The sequence below is a fragment of the Actinomadura montaniterrae genome (assembly GCF_008923365.1).
GTDB lineage: Bacteria > Actinomycetota > Actinomycetes > Streptosporangiales > Streptosporangiaceae > Spirillospora > Spirillospora montaniterrae.
The window spans coordinates 36,265-49,308 of sequence record NZ_WBMR01000031.1 but is presented as its reverse complement, the minus strand read 5'-3'; the positions used below and the strand labels follow the sequence as shown (position 1 = coordinate 49,308).

Genomic DNA, 13,044 nt, shown 5'->3' with positions numbered 1-13,044 from the left:
CGTGCCCATGATCGTCCCGGCGACACGTCGCAGAGTGATCAAAGTCTGTATCACTTCGGCGGCCGCCCGCGGCTAGGCTGGCGGCCATGGACGACGAGCGCGCGGACCTGGACTTCTGGTCGTTCGTCGATCTCGCCGGCGGCCGGCTGGCGGACGAGTTCGGCTTCCCGCACCGGCTCGCGACCCGGCTGCTGCTGACGCTGAACCGGGCGTCCGCGATCGTCACCTACGACCTGGAGTCCACGGTGCACCGGCCGCGCGGGCACTCCTGGGCAGGGTTCCGGCTGCTGTTCGTGACCTGGCTCGCCGGGCCGCTGGAGCCGGGCCGCGCCGCCACGCTCGCCGGGATGAGCCGCGCCGCCGTGTCGAACCTGGCGAAGACGCTGGTCGCGGACGGGCTGATGGTGCGGACGCCGGGCGAGCGGGACGGCCGCTCGGTGATCCTGTCGCTGACCGAGGACGGCCGCCGCCGGATGCTGGAGATCTTCGCCGGCCAGCACGAGCGGGAGCGGCAGTGGGCGGGCGTGCTCACCGAGACCGAGCAGCGGATGCTGATCATGCTGCTGGACAAGCTGATCGAGGGCCGGCACGCGTTCGACGTCCGCGAGCGGAGCTGACCCGCGGGCCCGCCCGGCCCGCCGGCTCGCCGCTCCGCGGGGCCCACGCTCGCCGCTCCGCCGACTCGCCGCGCCGCCGCTCGCCGCTCCGCCGATCGTCTCCGTGGCCGGAACCGGGGCCTTTCCTCGGCCCGCCGGGAGCCGTAGTGTCGCAGGGAGATAGTAAACGCATTAATCATCTGCGGGAGGCGAGGGACCCATGGCGCACTATCGGCGGGTCGGCGACGTGCCGCCGAAACGGCACACCCAGCACCGGGACGCGTCCGGCCGGCTCTACTTCGAGGAGCTGATGGGCGAGGAGGGCTTCTCCTCCGACTCGTCGCTGCTGTACCACCGCGAGATCCCGTCCGCGATCGTCGACTCGCGCCCCTGGGACGTGCCCGACCCGTCCACCACGCCGAACCAGCCGCTCAAGCCGCGCCACCTCCGGCTCCACGACCTGTTCCCCAAGGAGGCCTGGGCGGGGACCGACGCCGTCACGGGCCGCCGGCTGATCCTCGGCAACGCCGACGTCCGGCTCTCCTACGTCGTGGCCGCGGCCGAGTCGCCGCTGTACCGCAATGCGACCGGCGACGAGATCGTCTACGTCGAGTCCGGCGCCGCGACCGTCGAGACGATCTTCGGCGCGCTCGACGCCAAGGAGGGCGACTACGTCGTCATCCCGACCTCGACCACGCACCGCTGGCTGCCCGCCGGCTCCGGCGACGAGCCGCTGCGCGCCTACGTCATCGAGGCCACCGGCCACGTCGCGCCGCCCAAGCGGTACCTGTCCCGGTTCGGGCAGTTCCTGGAGAACGCCCCGTACTGCGAGCGCGACCTGCACGGCCCCGGCGAGCCCCTCACCGCCGCCGGCACCGACGTCGAGGTCCTCGTCAAACACCGCACGTCCCGCGGCATCGGCGGGACGCGCTTCACCTACGCGAACCACCCGTTCGACGTCGTCGGATGGGACGGCTGCCTCTACCCGTTCACGTTCAGCGTCCACGACTTCGAGCCGATCACCGGCCGCGTCCACCAGCCGCCGCCCGTCCACCAGGTGTTCGAGGGCCACAACTTCGTCGTCTGCAACTTCGTCCCGCGCAAGGTGGATTACCACCCGCTGTCCATCCCGGTGCCGTACTACCACTCCAACGTCGACTCCGACGAGATCATGTTCTACTGCGGCGGCGACTACGAGGCGCGCAAGGGGTCCGGCATCGGGCAGGGCTCGGTGTCGGTGCATCCCGGCGGCCTCGCGCACGGTCCGCAGCCCGGCGCGTACGAGCGCGGCATCGGCGCCGAGTTCTTCGACGAGCTGGCCGTCATGGTCGACACCTTCCGCCCCCTCGAACTCGGCGAGGGCGGCCTGGCCTGCGAGGATCCCGCATACGCGTGGACCTGGGCGGGAAGGCGGACCCCGTGAGCGACCTGCCCGCCTTCGCGCGCGGCCTGTGCGACGACGCGGCCGTGTTCCCGCCCGGCCTCGCGCCGCTCACCGACGCCGTCCGGGACCACCGCCGGCACCGGTCCGCGCCGTACGCCGCGCTCGTCGGGCCGCTCGTGCTGCCCGCGACCGCGCTGGACCAGCTGCACCCGCTGCTCACCGGCGACCCGCTCGACCTGTCGATCACCGCGCCGAACGGGCCCGCGCAGGCCGCGCGGGCGGTCGCGGCCGCCGCGGACCTGCCCGTCGCCGTGCACGCCGTCGAGGTCGCGGTGCCGACCGGGATGACGGCGGCCGACCTGCTGTGCGGCCTGGAGCGCATCGACGTCCCGGTGTTCGTGGAGGTGCCGCGCGACGAGCGCCGTCCCGCGATCCTCGCCGCGCTCGGCGAGACCGGGCACCGCGCGAAGTTCCGCACCGGCGGCGTCCACGCGAACCTGTACCCCGCGCCGGACGAGCTGGCCGCCGCGGTCCTCGCCGCCGTGCGCGCCGGCGTCCCGTTCAAGGCGACCGCCGGGCTGCACCACCCGGTCCGCAACACCGACCCGGAGACGGGCTTCCACCAGCACGGATTCCTCAACCTGCTGCTCGCCGCCGACGCCGCGACGCACGGCGCGGACGTCCCCGAGGTCGCCGCGGTCCTCGCCGACCGCGACGCCGCGTCCATCGCCGCCCGCGTCGCCGGACTCGGCGAGGCGCGCGCGTCCTTCGCCCGCGCGCGCTTCCTGTCGTTCGGCACGTGCAGCATCACCGACCCGCTCACCGAGCTCGCCGCCCTCGGCCTCCTCCCCGCCTCGCTGATCAAGGAAGACGCATGACCCGCATCCCGATCCCGGACGGTTCGCTCTACGGGCTCGACAACCTGCCGTACGGCGTGTTCGCGCCGGACGGCGGCGAGCCGCGCGTCGGCGTCCGGGTCGCGGACTCCGTCGTGGACCTCGCCGCCGTCCTCGGCGACGACGTGTTCTCCCGGCCGTCGCTCAACGCGTTCATGGAGCAGGGCCACGAGCGGTGGGTCGAGGTCCGCGAGCACATCATCGACGCCGTGTCGGACGATCTGCCGGACGGCGCCGTCCACGCGCTGGACACGGTGACCCTGCACCTGCCGTTCGAGGTCGCCGACTACGTCGACTTCTACGCGTCCGAGCACCACGCGTCGAACCTCGGGCGGCTGTTCCGGCCGGACGCCGAGCCGCTGATGCCGAACTGGAAGCACCTGCCCGTCGGCTACCACGGCCGCGCGGGCACCGTGGTGCCGTCCGGGACCGGCATCGTCCGGCCGAGCGGGCAGCGCAAGGCGCCGGACGAGGCCGCGCCCACGTACGGGCCGTGCCGCCGCCTCGACATCGAGGCGGAGGTCGGGTTCGTCGTCGGGACCGGCTCGCCGCTCGGCGCGCCGGTCGGCGTGGACGACTTCGCCGAGCGGGTGTTCGGGGTCGTGCTGGTCAACGACTGGTCGGCGCGCGACGTCCAGGCGTGGGAGTACGTGCCGCTCGGCCCGTTCCTCGGCAAGAGCTTCGCGACGTCGGTGTCGCCGTGGGTGGTGCCGCTGCTCGCGCTGGAGGCGGCCCGCGTCCCGACCCCGCTCCAGGACCCGGAACCGCTGCCCTACCTGCGGGAGAAGAACCCGTGGGGCCTGGACCTCGACCTCGTCGTGGAGTGGAACGGCCAGGTCGTGTCGCGCCCGCCGTACCGGGAGATGTACTGGTCGCCCGCGCAGATGCTCGCGCACATGACGGTGAACGGCGCCTCGTCCCGCACCGGGGACCTGTTCGCGTCCGGGACGGTGTCGGGCCCGGAGAAGGACCAGCGCGGCGCGTTCATCGAGCTGACCTGGGGCGGGAAGGAGCCGGTCGAGGTCGGCGGCGAGCCCCGGACGTTCCTGGAGGACGGCGACACCGTCACCATCTCCGCCACCGCGCCGGGCCCGGGCGGCGCCCGCCTAGGCCTCGGCGCGGTGACCGGCCGCGTCCTCCCCGCACGCTGAGCCGCGGCGCGCCGTCGTCATGGCGGGCCGCATGACGACGGCTCGCCGCAGGTCATAGAGGTTCGGGATGGTCGTGGCCATGAGGGTCGCGGCGGCGAGGGCGGCCACCGCGGCGAGCAGCGCGGCGGCCGCGAAGCCGAGCGACGCCGACAGGGCACCGAACGTGAACGGGGCGATCGTCGCGCCGGTGTAGACGCCGACCTGGACGGTGTGGCCCGCGTTCTCGGCGCGGTCCGGCAGGAGGCGGAGCGCCGCCGACAGGAGCAGGCCCGTCCAGCCCCATCCGGCGGAGAACGCCAGGACGGCGCCGGCGAGGAACGCGACCGGGTTCCCGGCCGCGATGAGCGCGAGCCCGGCGGCGCCGCTGAGCATCATCCCCGCGATGACCGCGCGGTCGCCCCGGGGTGCCCGGTCGGCGAGCGCGCCCGCGACCAGCCGGACCGCGATCGCGATGACCGCGCTCAACGCGAGGAGTTCGCCGGTGAGGCCGTCCGGTACCCCGGAGTGCGCGCCGAGCTGCACGAAGTACGAGGCCACCGCGTTGTTCCCGGTCGCGGACAGCGCCGCCGCGACGGCCCACAGGACCAGCGTCCGCCGGACGGCGCGCGGCATCGGCGCGGACGCCGCCGCCGTGCGCCGCCGGTCCGCCGCGGGCGTGCGGGTGAGCGGGGCCAGCGCCACGGGGGCGAGCGCGAGCAGCCCGGCGATCGCCATCGCGGCGCGCCAGCCGTAAGGGTGGACGACGAGCGCGACGAGCAGGCCGGGGACGAGGGTGCCGGCGCCGAGCGCGGCGCCGATCGTCCCGGCGGCGAGGGAGCGGCGGCGGTCGGGCGCACGGGCGGCGATGAGGCGCCCGGCGGCGGGCTGGACGAGCCCGTTCGCGAACCCCGCGACGACCAGCACCGGGAAGAGGACCGCGACGTGCCCGGCGCGCGAAAGGGCCAGCATCGACAGCGACGCGACCATGGCCGCCGCGGACAGCGCGACCGGGACGGGCAGCCTCGCCGCCAGCCGCTTCGCGACCGGCGAGCCGAGCGCGCTCGCCGCGTAGAACGCGCTCATCGCCAGCCCCAGCGTGGTCCTGCTCGTGTGCAGGGCGTCCTGCATGGACGGGGCGAGCGCACCGACCGTGAACCCGGGCATCACCGCCGCGGTCGCGGCGAGCGCGGCGGTGATGATCGCGGGCCAGCGCCGCCGGGCGAGGCGGGTCATCGGGACTCCGGGCGCCAGCCGGGGGTGCCGGGGACGACCCGTCCGAACTGCACGTCGGCGAAGTGGATGCCGAAGCCGAGGGTGTCCGGCCCGGCGAGGTCGGCGACGAGCCGGCGGCGGACCTCGGCGGACAGCACCGGGTCGTGGTCGGGCGCGGCGGACCACTCCGGGTGGTCGATCTGGACGGGGCTGTGCAGCGCGTCGCCGAACGCGATGAGCCGCCGCCCGCCCGAGGCGATCTCGTACGTGGCGTGCCCGGCGGTGTGGCCGTACGTCGTCCGGACCCGGACGCCGGGGAAGATCTCCTCGCCGCCCGCGACCGTCTCGACCTGGTCGGCGAACCCGTCGAGGATGTCGGCCCCCGTGCCGGACAGGTGCCGGTGCTCCCATTCCGCAGCGGTGAGCAGGACGCGCGCGTCGGCGAACGGCGGGCGGCAGGCGGGGGCGGCGGGCCAGAGCCAGCCGACGTGGTCGCTGTGCAGGTGGGTGACGGCGACGGCCTCGATGCTCGCGGGGTCGCGGCCGAGCGCGGCGAGGCCGTCGAGCAGCGCGCCGCCGCGGGCCGCGCCGAACGGCTCGGCCGGGTCGTCGGGCCAGGACCGGGGCCCGACGCCCGCGTCGATCAGCAGGGCGCGGTCGCCGCGCTCGACCAGCAGCCCGCCGATGCTCGCGACGAGGTTCCCGGACGCGTCGAGGTACTCGGGGTGCGCGTCCCAGAACTCCGCGGTCGAGCCCGGCAGCCAGGCCCGGGGCTTGAGCGCGACGGCGCCGTCCGGGACGTAGCTGACCTTCAGGTCGCCGAGCTGGATCGTGCTGGGGCCGGCCTCGGTGGCGAGCCGGTTCCGCGTGCTGGTGGGCATGGCTGTCTCCCTTCGTCACGGCCGCGCCCTGCGGCCGCCGCACGACGAGAAACTTACAACTAGAACTATTCAAGCTGCAACCATTGCAGCTTGATGTAAGCTCGGGCCATGAGCACCGATCCGGAGTTCGCCGCCACCGCCGAGCGGGAGCTGTGCGGGCTGGTGACCGGGCTGTCCCGGCAGATCGAGGAGCACGTCCGCGAGCGCGCCGCGACGCTCGGGCTCACCGGCCCCCAGGCCACCGCGCTCCGCGAGCTGACCGGGCCGATGACGATGCGCGACCTCGCCGACCGGATGAGCTGCGAGCCGTCCAACGCCACGTTCGTCGTCGACAAGCTGGAGAAGCGCGGCCTCGTCGAGCGCCGCCCGCACCCGCAGGACCGCCGCGCCAAGCAGCTCGTCCTCACCCCCGACGGCACCGACCTGCGCGCGCGCCTGCTCGAACTGCTCGCGAAAGACTCACCCCTAGGCGGCCTCGGCCAGGACGAACTCGGCGCACTCCAAGACCTCCTCCTACGCGCCCGCCAGCCCCACTGACGGCTCGCGGCTCACCTCCCGATCGCGCGTCCCGGCCGGCCGCCGTTCTCCTTGACTGCTCTCAGGCGCCTTGGGCGCGGCGGCGGTAGTAGGCGAACGTGACGGCCGCGAGCAGCGGCCCCCAGGCGACCAGCGGGACGTAGGCGACGAAGACCAAGGCGCCCTGCCAGGTGTGGACGTTCAGCGGCGAGTCGGCGGCGAGCCGTTCGCCCGCCAGGTTGCGGCCGAACGCCAGCATCGCGAACACCCACGTCCACAGGCACGTCAGGATGGTCGCGCCGATCGCGCCCGGGACGACGGCGGCGAGCGTCGGCACGCGCCGTCCGCGCAGGAACGGCACCCATCTAGGGAACACCTCGCCCCATGTCGAGACCAGCCCGACGGCCGTGAACGCGAGCAGCTCCGAGAGGACCGACAGCAGCACCACGTACAGCTCGATCGGCAGCCAGGACGGCAGGTTGCCGCTCTCGTCGCCGCCCGTGTCCCGGACGATCGGCACGTGCAGGGCGACGGCCGCGATCCGCCACAGGCTGGACGGCAGCACGACGAACGGGACGGCCAGCGCGGCGGTCCGCGCCCAGCGCGGCGTCCCGGCGGCGGGCGCGTGCGCGGAGGACCACATGGCTTGCAGCCGCCGGGGGCGCGCGGCGGCAACAGCGGAATCAGTCATGCCTCGACGGTCGCGCGCGCACCCCCCGCCGCACCTCCCCCGCCGGCACGACCCGCCTCCCCCACGGGAGGGAAACCGCCACCGCACCGCAGGGAAGGGCGAGGCCCGGCCGGAGTGGGAGCGCACCGGCCGGGCGTCTGAGGGGAGCGGTCAGGTGATGTTCTTCGGGCGGTACGCCTTGTACTGGCTGCCCTTGGCCAGCCCGTAGGTGCGGGTGCGGTGGTCCGTGCCGTAGTGGCCGCGCTGCTCGTAGGCCCAGTAGGCCGTGTGCTTGCTGCTCGTCCACTTCTCGAAGATGACGACGTGCCGGGTGGTGTTGCTCCCGATCGCGTCGATCACCAGGTCGCCCGTCTTGAGCTGCGACATCGAGATCCGCTTGCTGTAGGTCGAGGACGCGAGGCCGACCGTGTTCGGGCCGGGCTTCGGCAGCCGCAGCGCCATGGACGCGTAGCCCGAGCAGTCGGTGCGGTAGCCGCCATGGGTCTTGGACTGGCTGTAGGGGACGCGGCTGCTCGTGTGCGGGTGCCAGGTCTTGGCCCGGGCGATGACCTGCGCGCGGGTCACCTTCGGGACGGACGCGACCGCGACGGTCCCGCCGGCGTCGGCCTGCAGCCGCGCGCCCTGCGGCGCCGCGGAGTGCTCGGCGGGGGACGTCAGCCCGATCAGCCCGGCGGCGGTGCCGGCGGCGAGCGCGAGGGAGCCGGCCCCGATGAGGATGGCCCGAGGGGAAGCCATTGATGAACCTCCGTGAATGGTCGTTGAATTGCGTCCGCGAGGACGCCGTGAGCGGGTTTCGTCGATCGACCCGGCAGACGTTAGAGACCGTTCTGCGGAGCTGCGGAGACCTTGCGGCCAGGTTGGGACAAAGAGACACGCGCAAGGCTCTGACCAGCAGAGACACCCCTCCGAACGGGACGCGGACGGGACAGCCGCGCCTTTGCGGGACACCGCCGCCGATCACCCTTGGTGCGCATTCGGGAACGCACGGCGACGATTGCCGTTCCGGCCATTCCAGCGGCCGGACTGGGCATAATGGTCCGCCGCGACGGAGAGTGCCGGGCGTTGCCCGCGGCCCATTGCGGGCCTGCGGTCCGACCTGCAGGAGATGCACCGATGAGCCGAAGCCGCCCGCCGGCCCCACTGCCCGACGACCTGCCGGACGCGGTCCGCGTCCTGCTCACCGAGCTGCGCGAGCTGCGCACGGCGTCCGGGCACGACCTGCGCTCCCTGGAGCGCCGGACGCACGCCAGCCGGTCGTCGTGGAGCCGCTGGCTCGGCGGGGAGACCTTCGTGCCGCGCACCGCCGTCACGGCGCTGGCGCAGCTGTGCGGCGGGGACCGGCACCGCCTGGAGGCCCTCTGGGACGTCGCCGATCAGGCCCGCGAGGCGGCCGCCGCGTCCGGAACGCCCGACGTCGCGCCATCGACCGCGCCGCGCGGCGAACCGACCGCGCCGCCCGGCGAGCCGAGCGCGCCGGCCCGCGAAACGGCCCCGTCGCACGGCGAGACGGCCGCGCCCGATGGCGGACCGCCGGCGCCCGACAGCGAGACGCCTACGCCGACCGCTGGCGCATCGACTGAATCGCCAGCCTCCCCGCCGGTGCCGAGGAGGCGTGGTCCGAAGGTGGTGCTCGTCGGTGCCGTGGCGGGGTGCGTGCTCGTCTCCGGGGCCGCCGGCGTGCTGCTCGGGACGACGCTGCGCACCAACGCGCAGGAGTCCCCGGACGGGCCCGCGCGCGCGTCCGCCTCGCCCGCGCGCGCTACTCGCGCCACCGTCCACGCGATCTACCGGCACGAGGTCGTCGCGCGCGCGCAAAGCTGGCATCCGCACGCGCCCGGCCGGGTGCCCTATGACCAGGCGGCCAGCTACCAGGGCTACCGGGCCGACGGGTCGGGGTACGCGTCCATGGCGCTGGGGTTACCGGCGCCCGGCCCGAACTCGGCCGCGCTGCTGGCGTCCTACTGCGACCGGATCCCGCCCGCGCGGCTCGGGCCCGGCGACCTCGTCGTCAACGCGACCGGTGGCCCGGACGCCCGCGAGGTCATGATCTTCGAGCGGTGGACCGGCCCGTCCCGCACCGCCTACTGGGCGTACCAGCAGCGCCGCGGCTACGGCACCGACCACCTCGTGCGCGGCGCCGGCCTCACCCGCGACGGGCGCCACGTCGCCTGCCATCCGCGCAACCTGCGGGACGACCCCGTCGGCTGACGCGGCCGAGCGGGTCGAGCGCGGGTCAGATGCGGGACGCCAGGTGCCCGACGAGGTCTGCGGCCGGGGCCTCGGCGGCGGCGCGGAACGCGGTGCCGGCCCAGAGGTTGACGATGTCCGGGTCGCCCTGCGCGGCGGCGGCCTTGCGGAGCGGCGACGTCACGTAGTGGACGTCCGGGTAGGCGGCGGGCGCTCCGGCGGAGTGCTCGGTGAGGAACCGGTTGACCAGGCCGCGCGCGGGCCGTCCGCTGAACGCCCTGGTCATCGCGGTGGAGGTGAAGCGGGGATCGGCGAGCGCGGCCTCGTGCAGGGCGCTCGCGCCGCTCTCCGGGCAGCGCAGGAAGGCCGTCCCGAGCTGGGCCGCGACGGCGCCGAGCGACAGGATCTCGGCCACGTCGTCCGGGGTGCCGAGGCCGCCGGCGGCGATGACCGGACGGTCCGTGACGGCGAGGACGTCGCGGAGCAGGTCGCGGAGCGGGAGCGCACCGTCGAAGGTGTTGGTGAACGAGCCGCGGTGGCCGCCCGCTTCGGTGCCCTGCGCGCACAGCGCGTCGGCGGCCGACGCGAGCCGGGCCTCCTCGGCGGTCGTCACGGTGACGGCCACGACGACGCCGCGCTCCTGGAAGGCGCGGACGACGGCGTCGTCCGGGCAGCCGAACGTGAAGCTCACGACGGCGGGCGGGTCGGACAGCAGGTCGGCGATCTTGGCGTCGTAGGCGTCGTCGCGGGCCGCCGGGGTGCCGGGGTCGACGCCAAGCCGCCGCGCCTCGGGCGCGAGGGCGTCGCGGTAGGCGGCGACGGCGGCCGGGTCGACGTCGTCGTGCGACGGCATGAAGAGGTTCACGCCGAACGGGCGGGACGTCAGCGCGCGCGTCCGGTCGATGTCGGCGCGCATGGCGCCGGCCGTCTTGTAGCCGGCGCCGAGGAAGCCGAGCCCGCCCGCGTCCGACACGGCGGCGGCGAGCTCCGGCGTGGACGGCCCGCCCGCCATCGGCGCCTGGACGATCGGCAGGTCGGGAAGCCAGGATGCCGTCATACCGGTTCCCTTTCCGGGGCGCGGCGGACCAACCACCGCCAGCGCGGCTGCTCGAACGCGACGACCGCCGCGCACAGCACCGTCACCGCGACCGCGACGGGCATCGGCCAGGCGGCCCAGGACGCGGCGACGGCCGCGGCGAGCTGGAGGAGCACCAGCCCGATCGTCACGACACCGGGCACCGGGACCATGACGCGGGCCTTGTCGCCGGGCGTGGAGAACACGGTCGGCAGGCCGATCAGGACGACGTCGGCGAGCACCGCGAGGACGATCGAGTGCGGTGCGAGGGCCCAGGGCGCGGCGACCCAGGCGATGATCTCGGCGAGGAAGCGGAGCGCGGAGGCGGCGCGTCCGTCGGGGGCGGCCCCTCCGGGGCTCGCGGTATGCGTCACGATCGGAAAGATAGCCCGCGGAACACCGGTCGCGGCGGCCGGGTTCGGCGAACGTGAACCGACCGAGAGGGACCAGGATGCGGGTGCTGCTGCACTACGACATGGACCACACCGAGCCCGGCCTGGACATCGTCTCCTGCTCCGAGCAGGACGACGCCCGCTTCCGCGAGCTGCTGCCGGACACCGAGGTCATCTGGCACGTGCTGCGCCCGCTGACCGCCGCCGACATGGACCGGGCGCCGAAGCTCAAGCTGATCCAGAAGCTCGGCACCGGGGTGAACACCATCGACCTGGACGCCGCCGCCGGGCGCGGGATCGCGGTCGCGAACATGCCGGGCCGCAACGCGCAGGCCGTCGCGGAGACGAGCCTGCTGCTGATGCTCGCGGCGCTGCGCAAGCTGGTCGCGTTCGACGCGCGGACGCGGCGCGGCGAGGGCTGGCCCGCCGCCCGGTCGCTGGTCGGCGGTGAGCTGAGGGGCCGGACGGTCGGGCTGCTCGGCGGCGGCGAGATCGCGGGGCTGCTGCGCGGGATGCTGGAGGCGGTCGGCGCCCGCGTCCTGTACACCTCGCGGCGGCCGCGCCGCGACGACCCGTCCTGGCGGGAGCTGGACGACCTGCTGCGGGCGAGCGACGTGCTGTCGGTGCACGTCCCGCTGACCGACGAGACGCACCACCTGCTGAACGCCGAGCGGCTCGCGCTGCTGCCGCCCGGCGCGGTCGTGGTGAACACGGCGCGCGGCGCGGTGATCGACGAGGCCGCGCTGGTCGCGGCGCTGACGTCCGGGCATCTCGGCGGCGCCGGCCTGGACGTGTTCGAGCGCGAGCCGGTCGATCCGGGGAACCCGCTGCTCGCGCTCGGCAACGTCGCCGTGATGCCGCACGTCGCGTGGCTGACCGGCGAGACGTGGGACCGGTACTTCGAGGTCGCGGCGGAGAACTGCCGCCGCCTCGCCTCCGGCCGCGACCTCCTCCACCGCGTCGTCTAGGGGACGTCCAGGGGATGCCTACGGGATCAGGACCGGCTTGACGACCTTGCCGGACGTCACGTCCGCCTCCGCCTGGTTGATCTGGTCGAGCGGATAGGTCTCGATGAGGCGGTCGAAGGGGAACAGGCCCTTGCGCCACAGGTCGATCATCATCGGGATGAAGGTGTGCGGGACGGCGTCGCCCTCGATGATGCCCTTGACCGTCCGGCCCATGAGCAGCAGGTTCGGGTCGAGCCGGTACTCCTCGGACCCGACGCCGACGAGGCCGCAGACGCCGGTGGTGCGCAGCGACGCGACGGCCGCCGACACCACGGACGGGACGGCGGTCGTGTCGAAGGAGTACTGGACGCCCTCGCCGCCCGACAACCCCCGGATCCGACCGGCGATGTCGTCGTCGGCGCCGTTGATCGTGTGGGTGGCGCCGAGCTCGCGGGCCAGGTCGAGGCGCGCGTCGTTCAGGTCGACCGCGACGATCGTGGTGGCGCCCGCGACCTTCGCCGCCATCACCGCCGAGAGCCCGACCGCGCCCGCGCCGAACACCGCGATGCTGTCGCCGGCGCGGACGCCGAGCGAGACCAGCACCGACGCGGCGCCCGTCTGCACGCCGCAGCCGAGCGGGCCGAGCTTCTCCAGCGGCACGTCCTTGGTCACCGGGACGACGTTCCGCACGGTGCCGAGCGCGTGCGACGCGAACGACGACTGCCCGAACCAGCGGTTGCCGACCGCGTTCCCGCCGGCGTCGAGAGCGCGGGGCGTGCCGTCCAGCGGCACCGCGATCATGTTCAGCGCGGCCATCTGCGGGCACGCGCCGGGCTTCGCGTCCCGGCAGTTCGCGCAGGTCCCGCACGAGTCGAACGACATGACCACGTGGTCGCCCCGGGTGACGCCGGCGACGCCCGGCCCCACCGCCTCGACCACCCCGGACCCCTCGTGCCCGAGGATCACCGGCTTGCCGACCAGGTCGCCCGGCACCCGTCCGAGCAGGTCGGTGTGGCACATCCCGACGCCCGCGATCCGGACGACGATCTCGCCCGGCCCCGGGTCTGCGAGCTCCACGCGCTCGATCGTGTAGGGGGCGTCTGCGGCGCGCAGCACCGCGGCGTCGATCTGCACGAG

Annotated in this window: 14 protein-coding genes; 7 read left to right on the top strand and 7 right to left on the bottom strand. The window is 74.6% G+C overall.

The genetic code is table 11. The features are described 5' to 3' along the window. The first annotated feature begins 86 nt into the window (after window positions 1–86). From F9B16_RS14165 to fahA, 4 genes are all read left to right on the top strand, one after another. A complete protein-coding gene (locus F9B16_RS14165) occupies window positions 87–617 on the top strand; it encodes a MarR family winged helix-turn-helix transcriptional regulator (protein ID WP_151540506.1) in 531 nt (176 codons plus the stop codon). A 199-nt stretch (window positions 618–816) separates the two neighbouring features. Then, window positions 817–2,019 (top strand): homogentisate 1,2-dioxygenase, encoded by a 1,203-nt coding sequence (locus tag F9B16_RS14160; RefSeq protein WP_151540505.1) that lies wholly within the window; start codon window positions 817–819, stop codon window positions 2,017–2,019. Then, the gene (locus F9B16_RS14155; RefSeq protein WP_151540504.1) at window positions 2,016–2,858 is read left to right on the top strand and encodes a hypothetical protein; all 843 of its coding nucleotides are present in this window, start codon (window positions 2,016–2,018) and stop codon (window positions 2,856–2,858) included. The genes F9B16_RS14160 and F9B16_RS14155 overlap by 4 nt, the downstream gene beginning before the upstream one ends. Then, window positions 2,855–4,027 (top strand): fumarylacetoacetase, encoded by a 1,173-nt coding sequence (gene fahA, locus F9B16_RS14150; RefSeq protein ID WP_151540503.1) that lies wholly within the window; start codon window positions 2,855–2,857, stop codon window positions 4,025–4,027. The genes F9B16_RS14155 and fahA overlap by 4 nt, the downstream gene beginning before the upstream one ends. Here fahA and F9B16_RS14145 read toward each other — a convergent pair. Further along, the gene (locus F9B16_RS14145; RefSeq protein WP_151540502.1) at window positions 3,983–5,239 is read right to left on the bottom strand and encodes an MFS transporter; all 1,257 of its coding nucleotides are present in this window, start codon (window positions 5,237–5,239) and stop codon (window positions 3,983–3,985) included. The two genes, fahA and F9B16_RS14145, sit on opposite strands and share 45 nt — an antisense overlap. Further along, the gene (locus tag F9B16_RS14140; RefSeq protein ID WP_151540501.1) at window positions 5,236–6,099 is read right to left on the bottom strand and encodes an MBL fold metallo-hydrolase; all 864 of its coding nucleotides are present in this window, start codon (window positions 6,097–6,099) and stop codon (window positions 5,236–5,238) included. Before F9B16_RS14140 ends, F9B16_RS14145 begins: the two co-directional genes overlap by 4 nt. Window positions 6,100–6,207: 108 nt before the next feature. On the opposite strand from F9B16_RS14140, the gene F9B16_RS14135 reads away from it, so the two are divergent. Further along, the gene (locus F9B16_RS14135; RefSeq protein WP_151540500.1) at window positions 6,208–6,636 is read left to right on the top strand and encodes a MarR family winged helix-turn-helix transcriptional regulator; all 429 of its coding nucleotides are present in this window, start codon (window positions 6,208–6,210) and stop codon (window positions 6,634–6,636) included. A 61-nt stretch (window positions 6,637–6,697) separates the two neighbouring features. Here the strand turns inward: F9B16_RS14135 and F9B16_RS14130 are convergent, their stop codons facing one another. Together F9B16_RS14130 and F9B16_RS14125 are read right to left on the bottom strand one after the other, a co-directional pair. Continuing rightward, window positions 6,698–7,306, bottom strand: a complete 609-nt coding sequence (locus tag F9B16_RS14130) for a hypothetical protein (protein WP_151540499.1) — start codon at window positions 7,304–7,306, stop codon at window positions 6,698–6,700. A gap of 150 nt (window positions 7,307–7,456) precedes the next feature. Next, a complete protein-coding gene (locus tag F9B16_RS14125; protein WP_151540498.1) occupies window positions 7,457–8,041 on the bottom strand; it encodes an NlpC/P60 family protein in 585 nt (194 codons plus the stop codon). Window positions 8,042–8,419: 378 nt separating this feature from the next. Here F9B16_RS14125 and F9B16_RS14120 point away from each other — a divergent pair, with 378 nt between their 5' ends. After that, entirely contained in the window at window positions 8,420–9,514 is a 1,095-nt protein-coding gene (locus F9B16_RS14120) for a helix-turn-helix domain-containing protein (protein ID WP_192808782.1), read from the top strand. A 25-nt stretch (window positions 9,515–9,539) separates the two neighbouring features. Here the strand turns inward: F9B16_RS14120 and F9B16_RS14115 are convergent, their stop codons facing one another. After that, the gene (locus F9B16_RS14115) at window positions 9,540–10,550 is read right to left on the bottom strand and encodes a nitronate monooxygenase (RefSeq protein WP_151540496.1); all 1,011 of its coding nucleotides are present in this window, start codon (window positions 10,548–10,550) and stop codon (window positions 9,540–9,542) included. After that, the gene (locus tag F9B16_RS14110) at window positions 10,547–10,942 is read right to left on the bottom strand and encodes a hypothetical protein (RefSeq protein WP_151540495.1); all 396 of its coding nucleotides are present in this window, start codon (window positions 10,940–10,942) and stop codon (window positions 10,547–10,549) included. The genes F9B16_RS14115 and F9B16_RS14110 overlap by 4 nt, the downstream gene beginning before the upstream one ends. Window positions 10,943–11,019: 77 nt before the next feature. On the opposite strand from F9B16_RS14110, the gene F9B16_RS14105 reads away from it, so the two are divergent. Continuing rightward, complete coding sequence (locus tag F9B16_RS14105) at window positions 11,020–11,928, top strand: 2-hydroxyacid dehydrogenase (RefSeq protein WP_151540494.1); 909 nt, start codon at window positions 11,020–11,022, stop codon at window positions 11,926–11,928. 18 nt (window positions 11,929–11,946) lie between these two features. Here F9B16_RS14105 and F9B16_RS14100 read toward each other — a convergent pair whose 3' ends face one another. Beyond that, entirely contained in the window at window positions 11,947–13,041 is a 1,095-nt protein-coding gene (locus tag F9B16_RS14100; RefSeq protein ID WP_151540493.1) for an NAD(P)-dependent alcohol dehydrogenase, read from the bottom strand. Window positions 13,042–13,044: the final 3 nt, after the last annotated feature.

Bases quoted from the DNA above. Each gene is read 5' to 3' on its own strand.
- F9B16_RS14165 (WP_151540506.1), top strand. From the start codon at position 87: ATGGACGACGAGCGCGCGGACCTGGACTTCTGGTCGTTCGTCGATCTC.
- F9B16_RS14160 (WP_151540505.1), top strand. From the start codon at position 817: ATGGCGCACTATCGGCGGGTCGGCGACGTGCCGCCGAAACGGCACACC.
- fahA (WP_151540503.1), top strand. From the start codon at position 2,855: ATGACCCGCATCCCGATCCCGGACGGTTCGCTCTACGGGCTCGACAAC.
- F9B16_RS14145 (WP_151540502.1), bottom strand. From the start codon at position 5,239: ATGACCCGCCTCGCCCGGCGGCGCTGGCCCGCGATCATCACCGCCGCG.
- F9B16_RS14140 (WP_151540501.1), bottom strand. From the start codon at position 6,099: ATGCCCACCAGCACGCGGAACCGGCTCGCCACCGAGGCCGGCCCCAGC.
- F9B16_RS14135 (WP_151540500.1), top strand. From the start codon at position 6,208: ATGAGCACCGATCCGGAGTTCGCCGCCACCGCCGAGCGGGAGCTGTGC.
- F9B16_RS14130 (WP_151540499.1), bottom strand. From the start codon at position 7,306: ATGACTGATTCCGCTGTTGCCGCCGCGCGCCCCCGGCGGCTGCAAGCC.
- F9B16_RS14125 (WP_151540498.1), bottom strand. From the start codon at position 8,041: ATGGCTTCCCCTCGGGCCATCCTCATCGGGGCCGGCTCCCTCGCGCTC.
- F9B16_RS14120 (WP_192808782.1), top strand. From the start codon at position 8,420: ATGAGCCGAAGCCGCCCGCCGGCCCCACTGCCCGACGACCTGCCGGAC.
- F9B16_RS14115 (WP_151540496.1), bottom strand. From the start codon at position 10,550: ATGACGGCATCCTGGCTTCCCGACCTGCCGATCGTCCAGGCGCCGATG.
- F9B16_RS14105 (WP_151540494.1), top strand. From the start codon at position 11,020: ATGCGGGTGCTGCTGCACTACGACATGGACCACACCGAGCCCGGCCTG.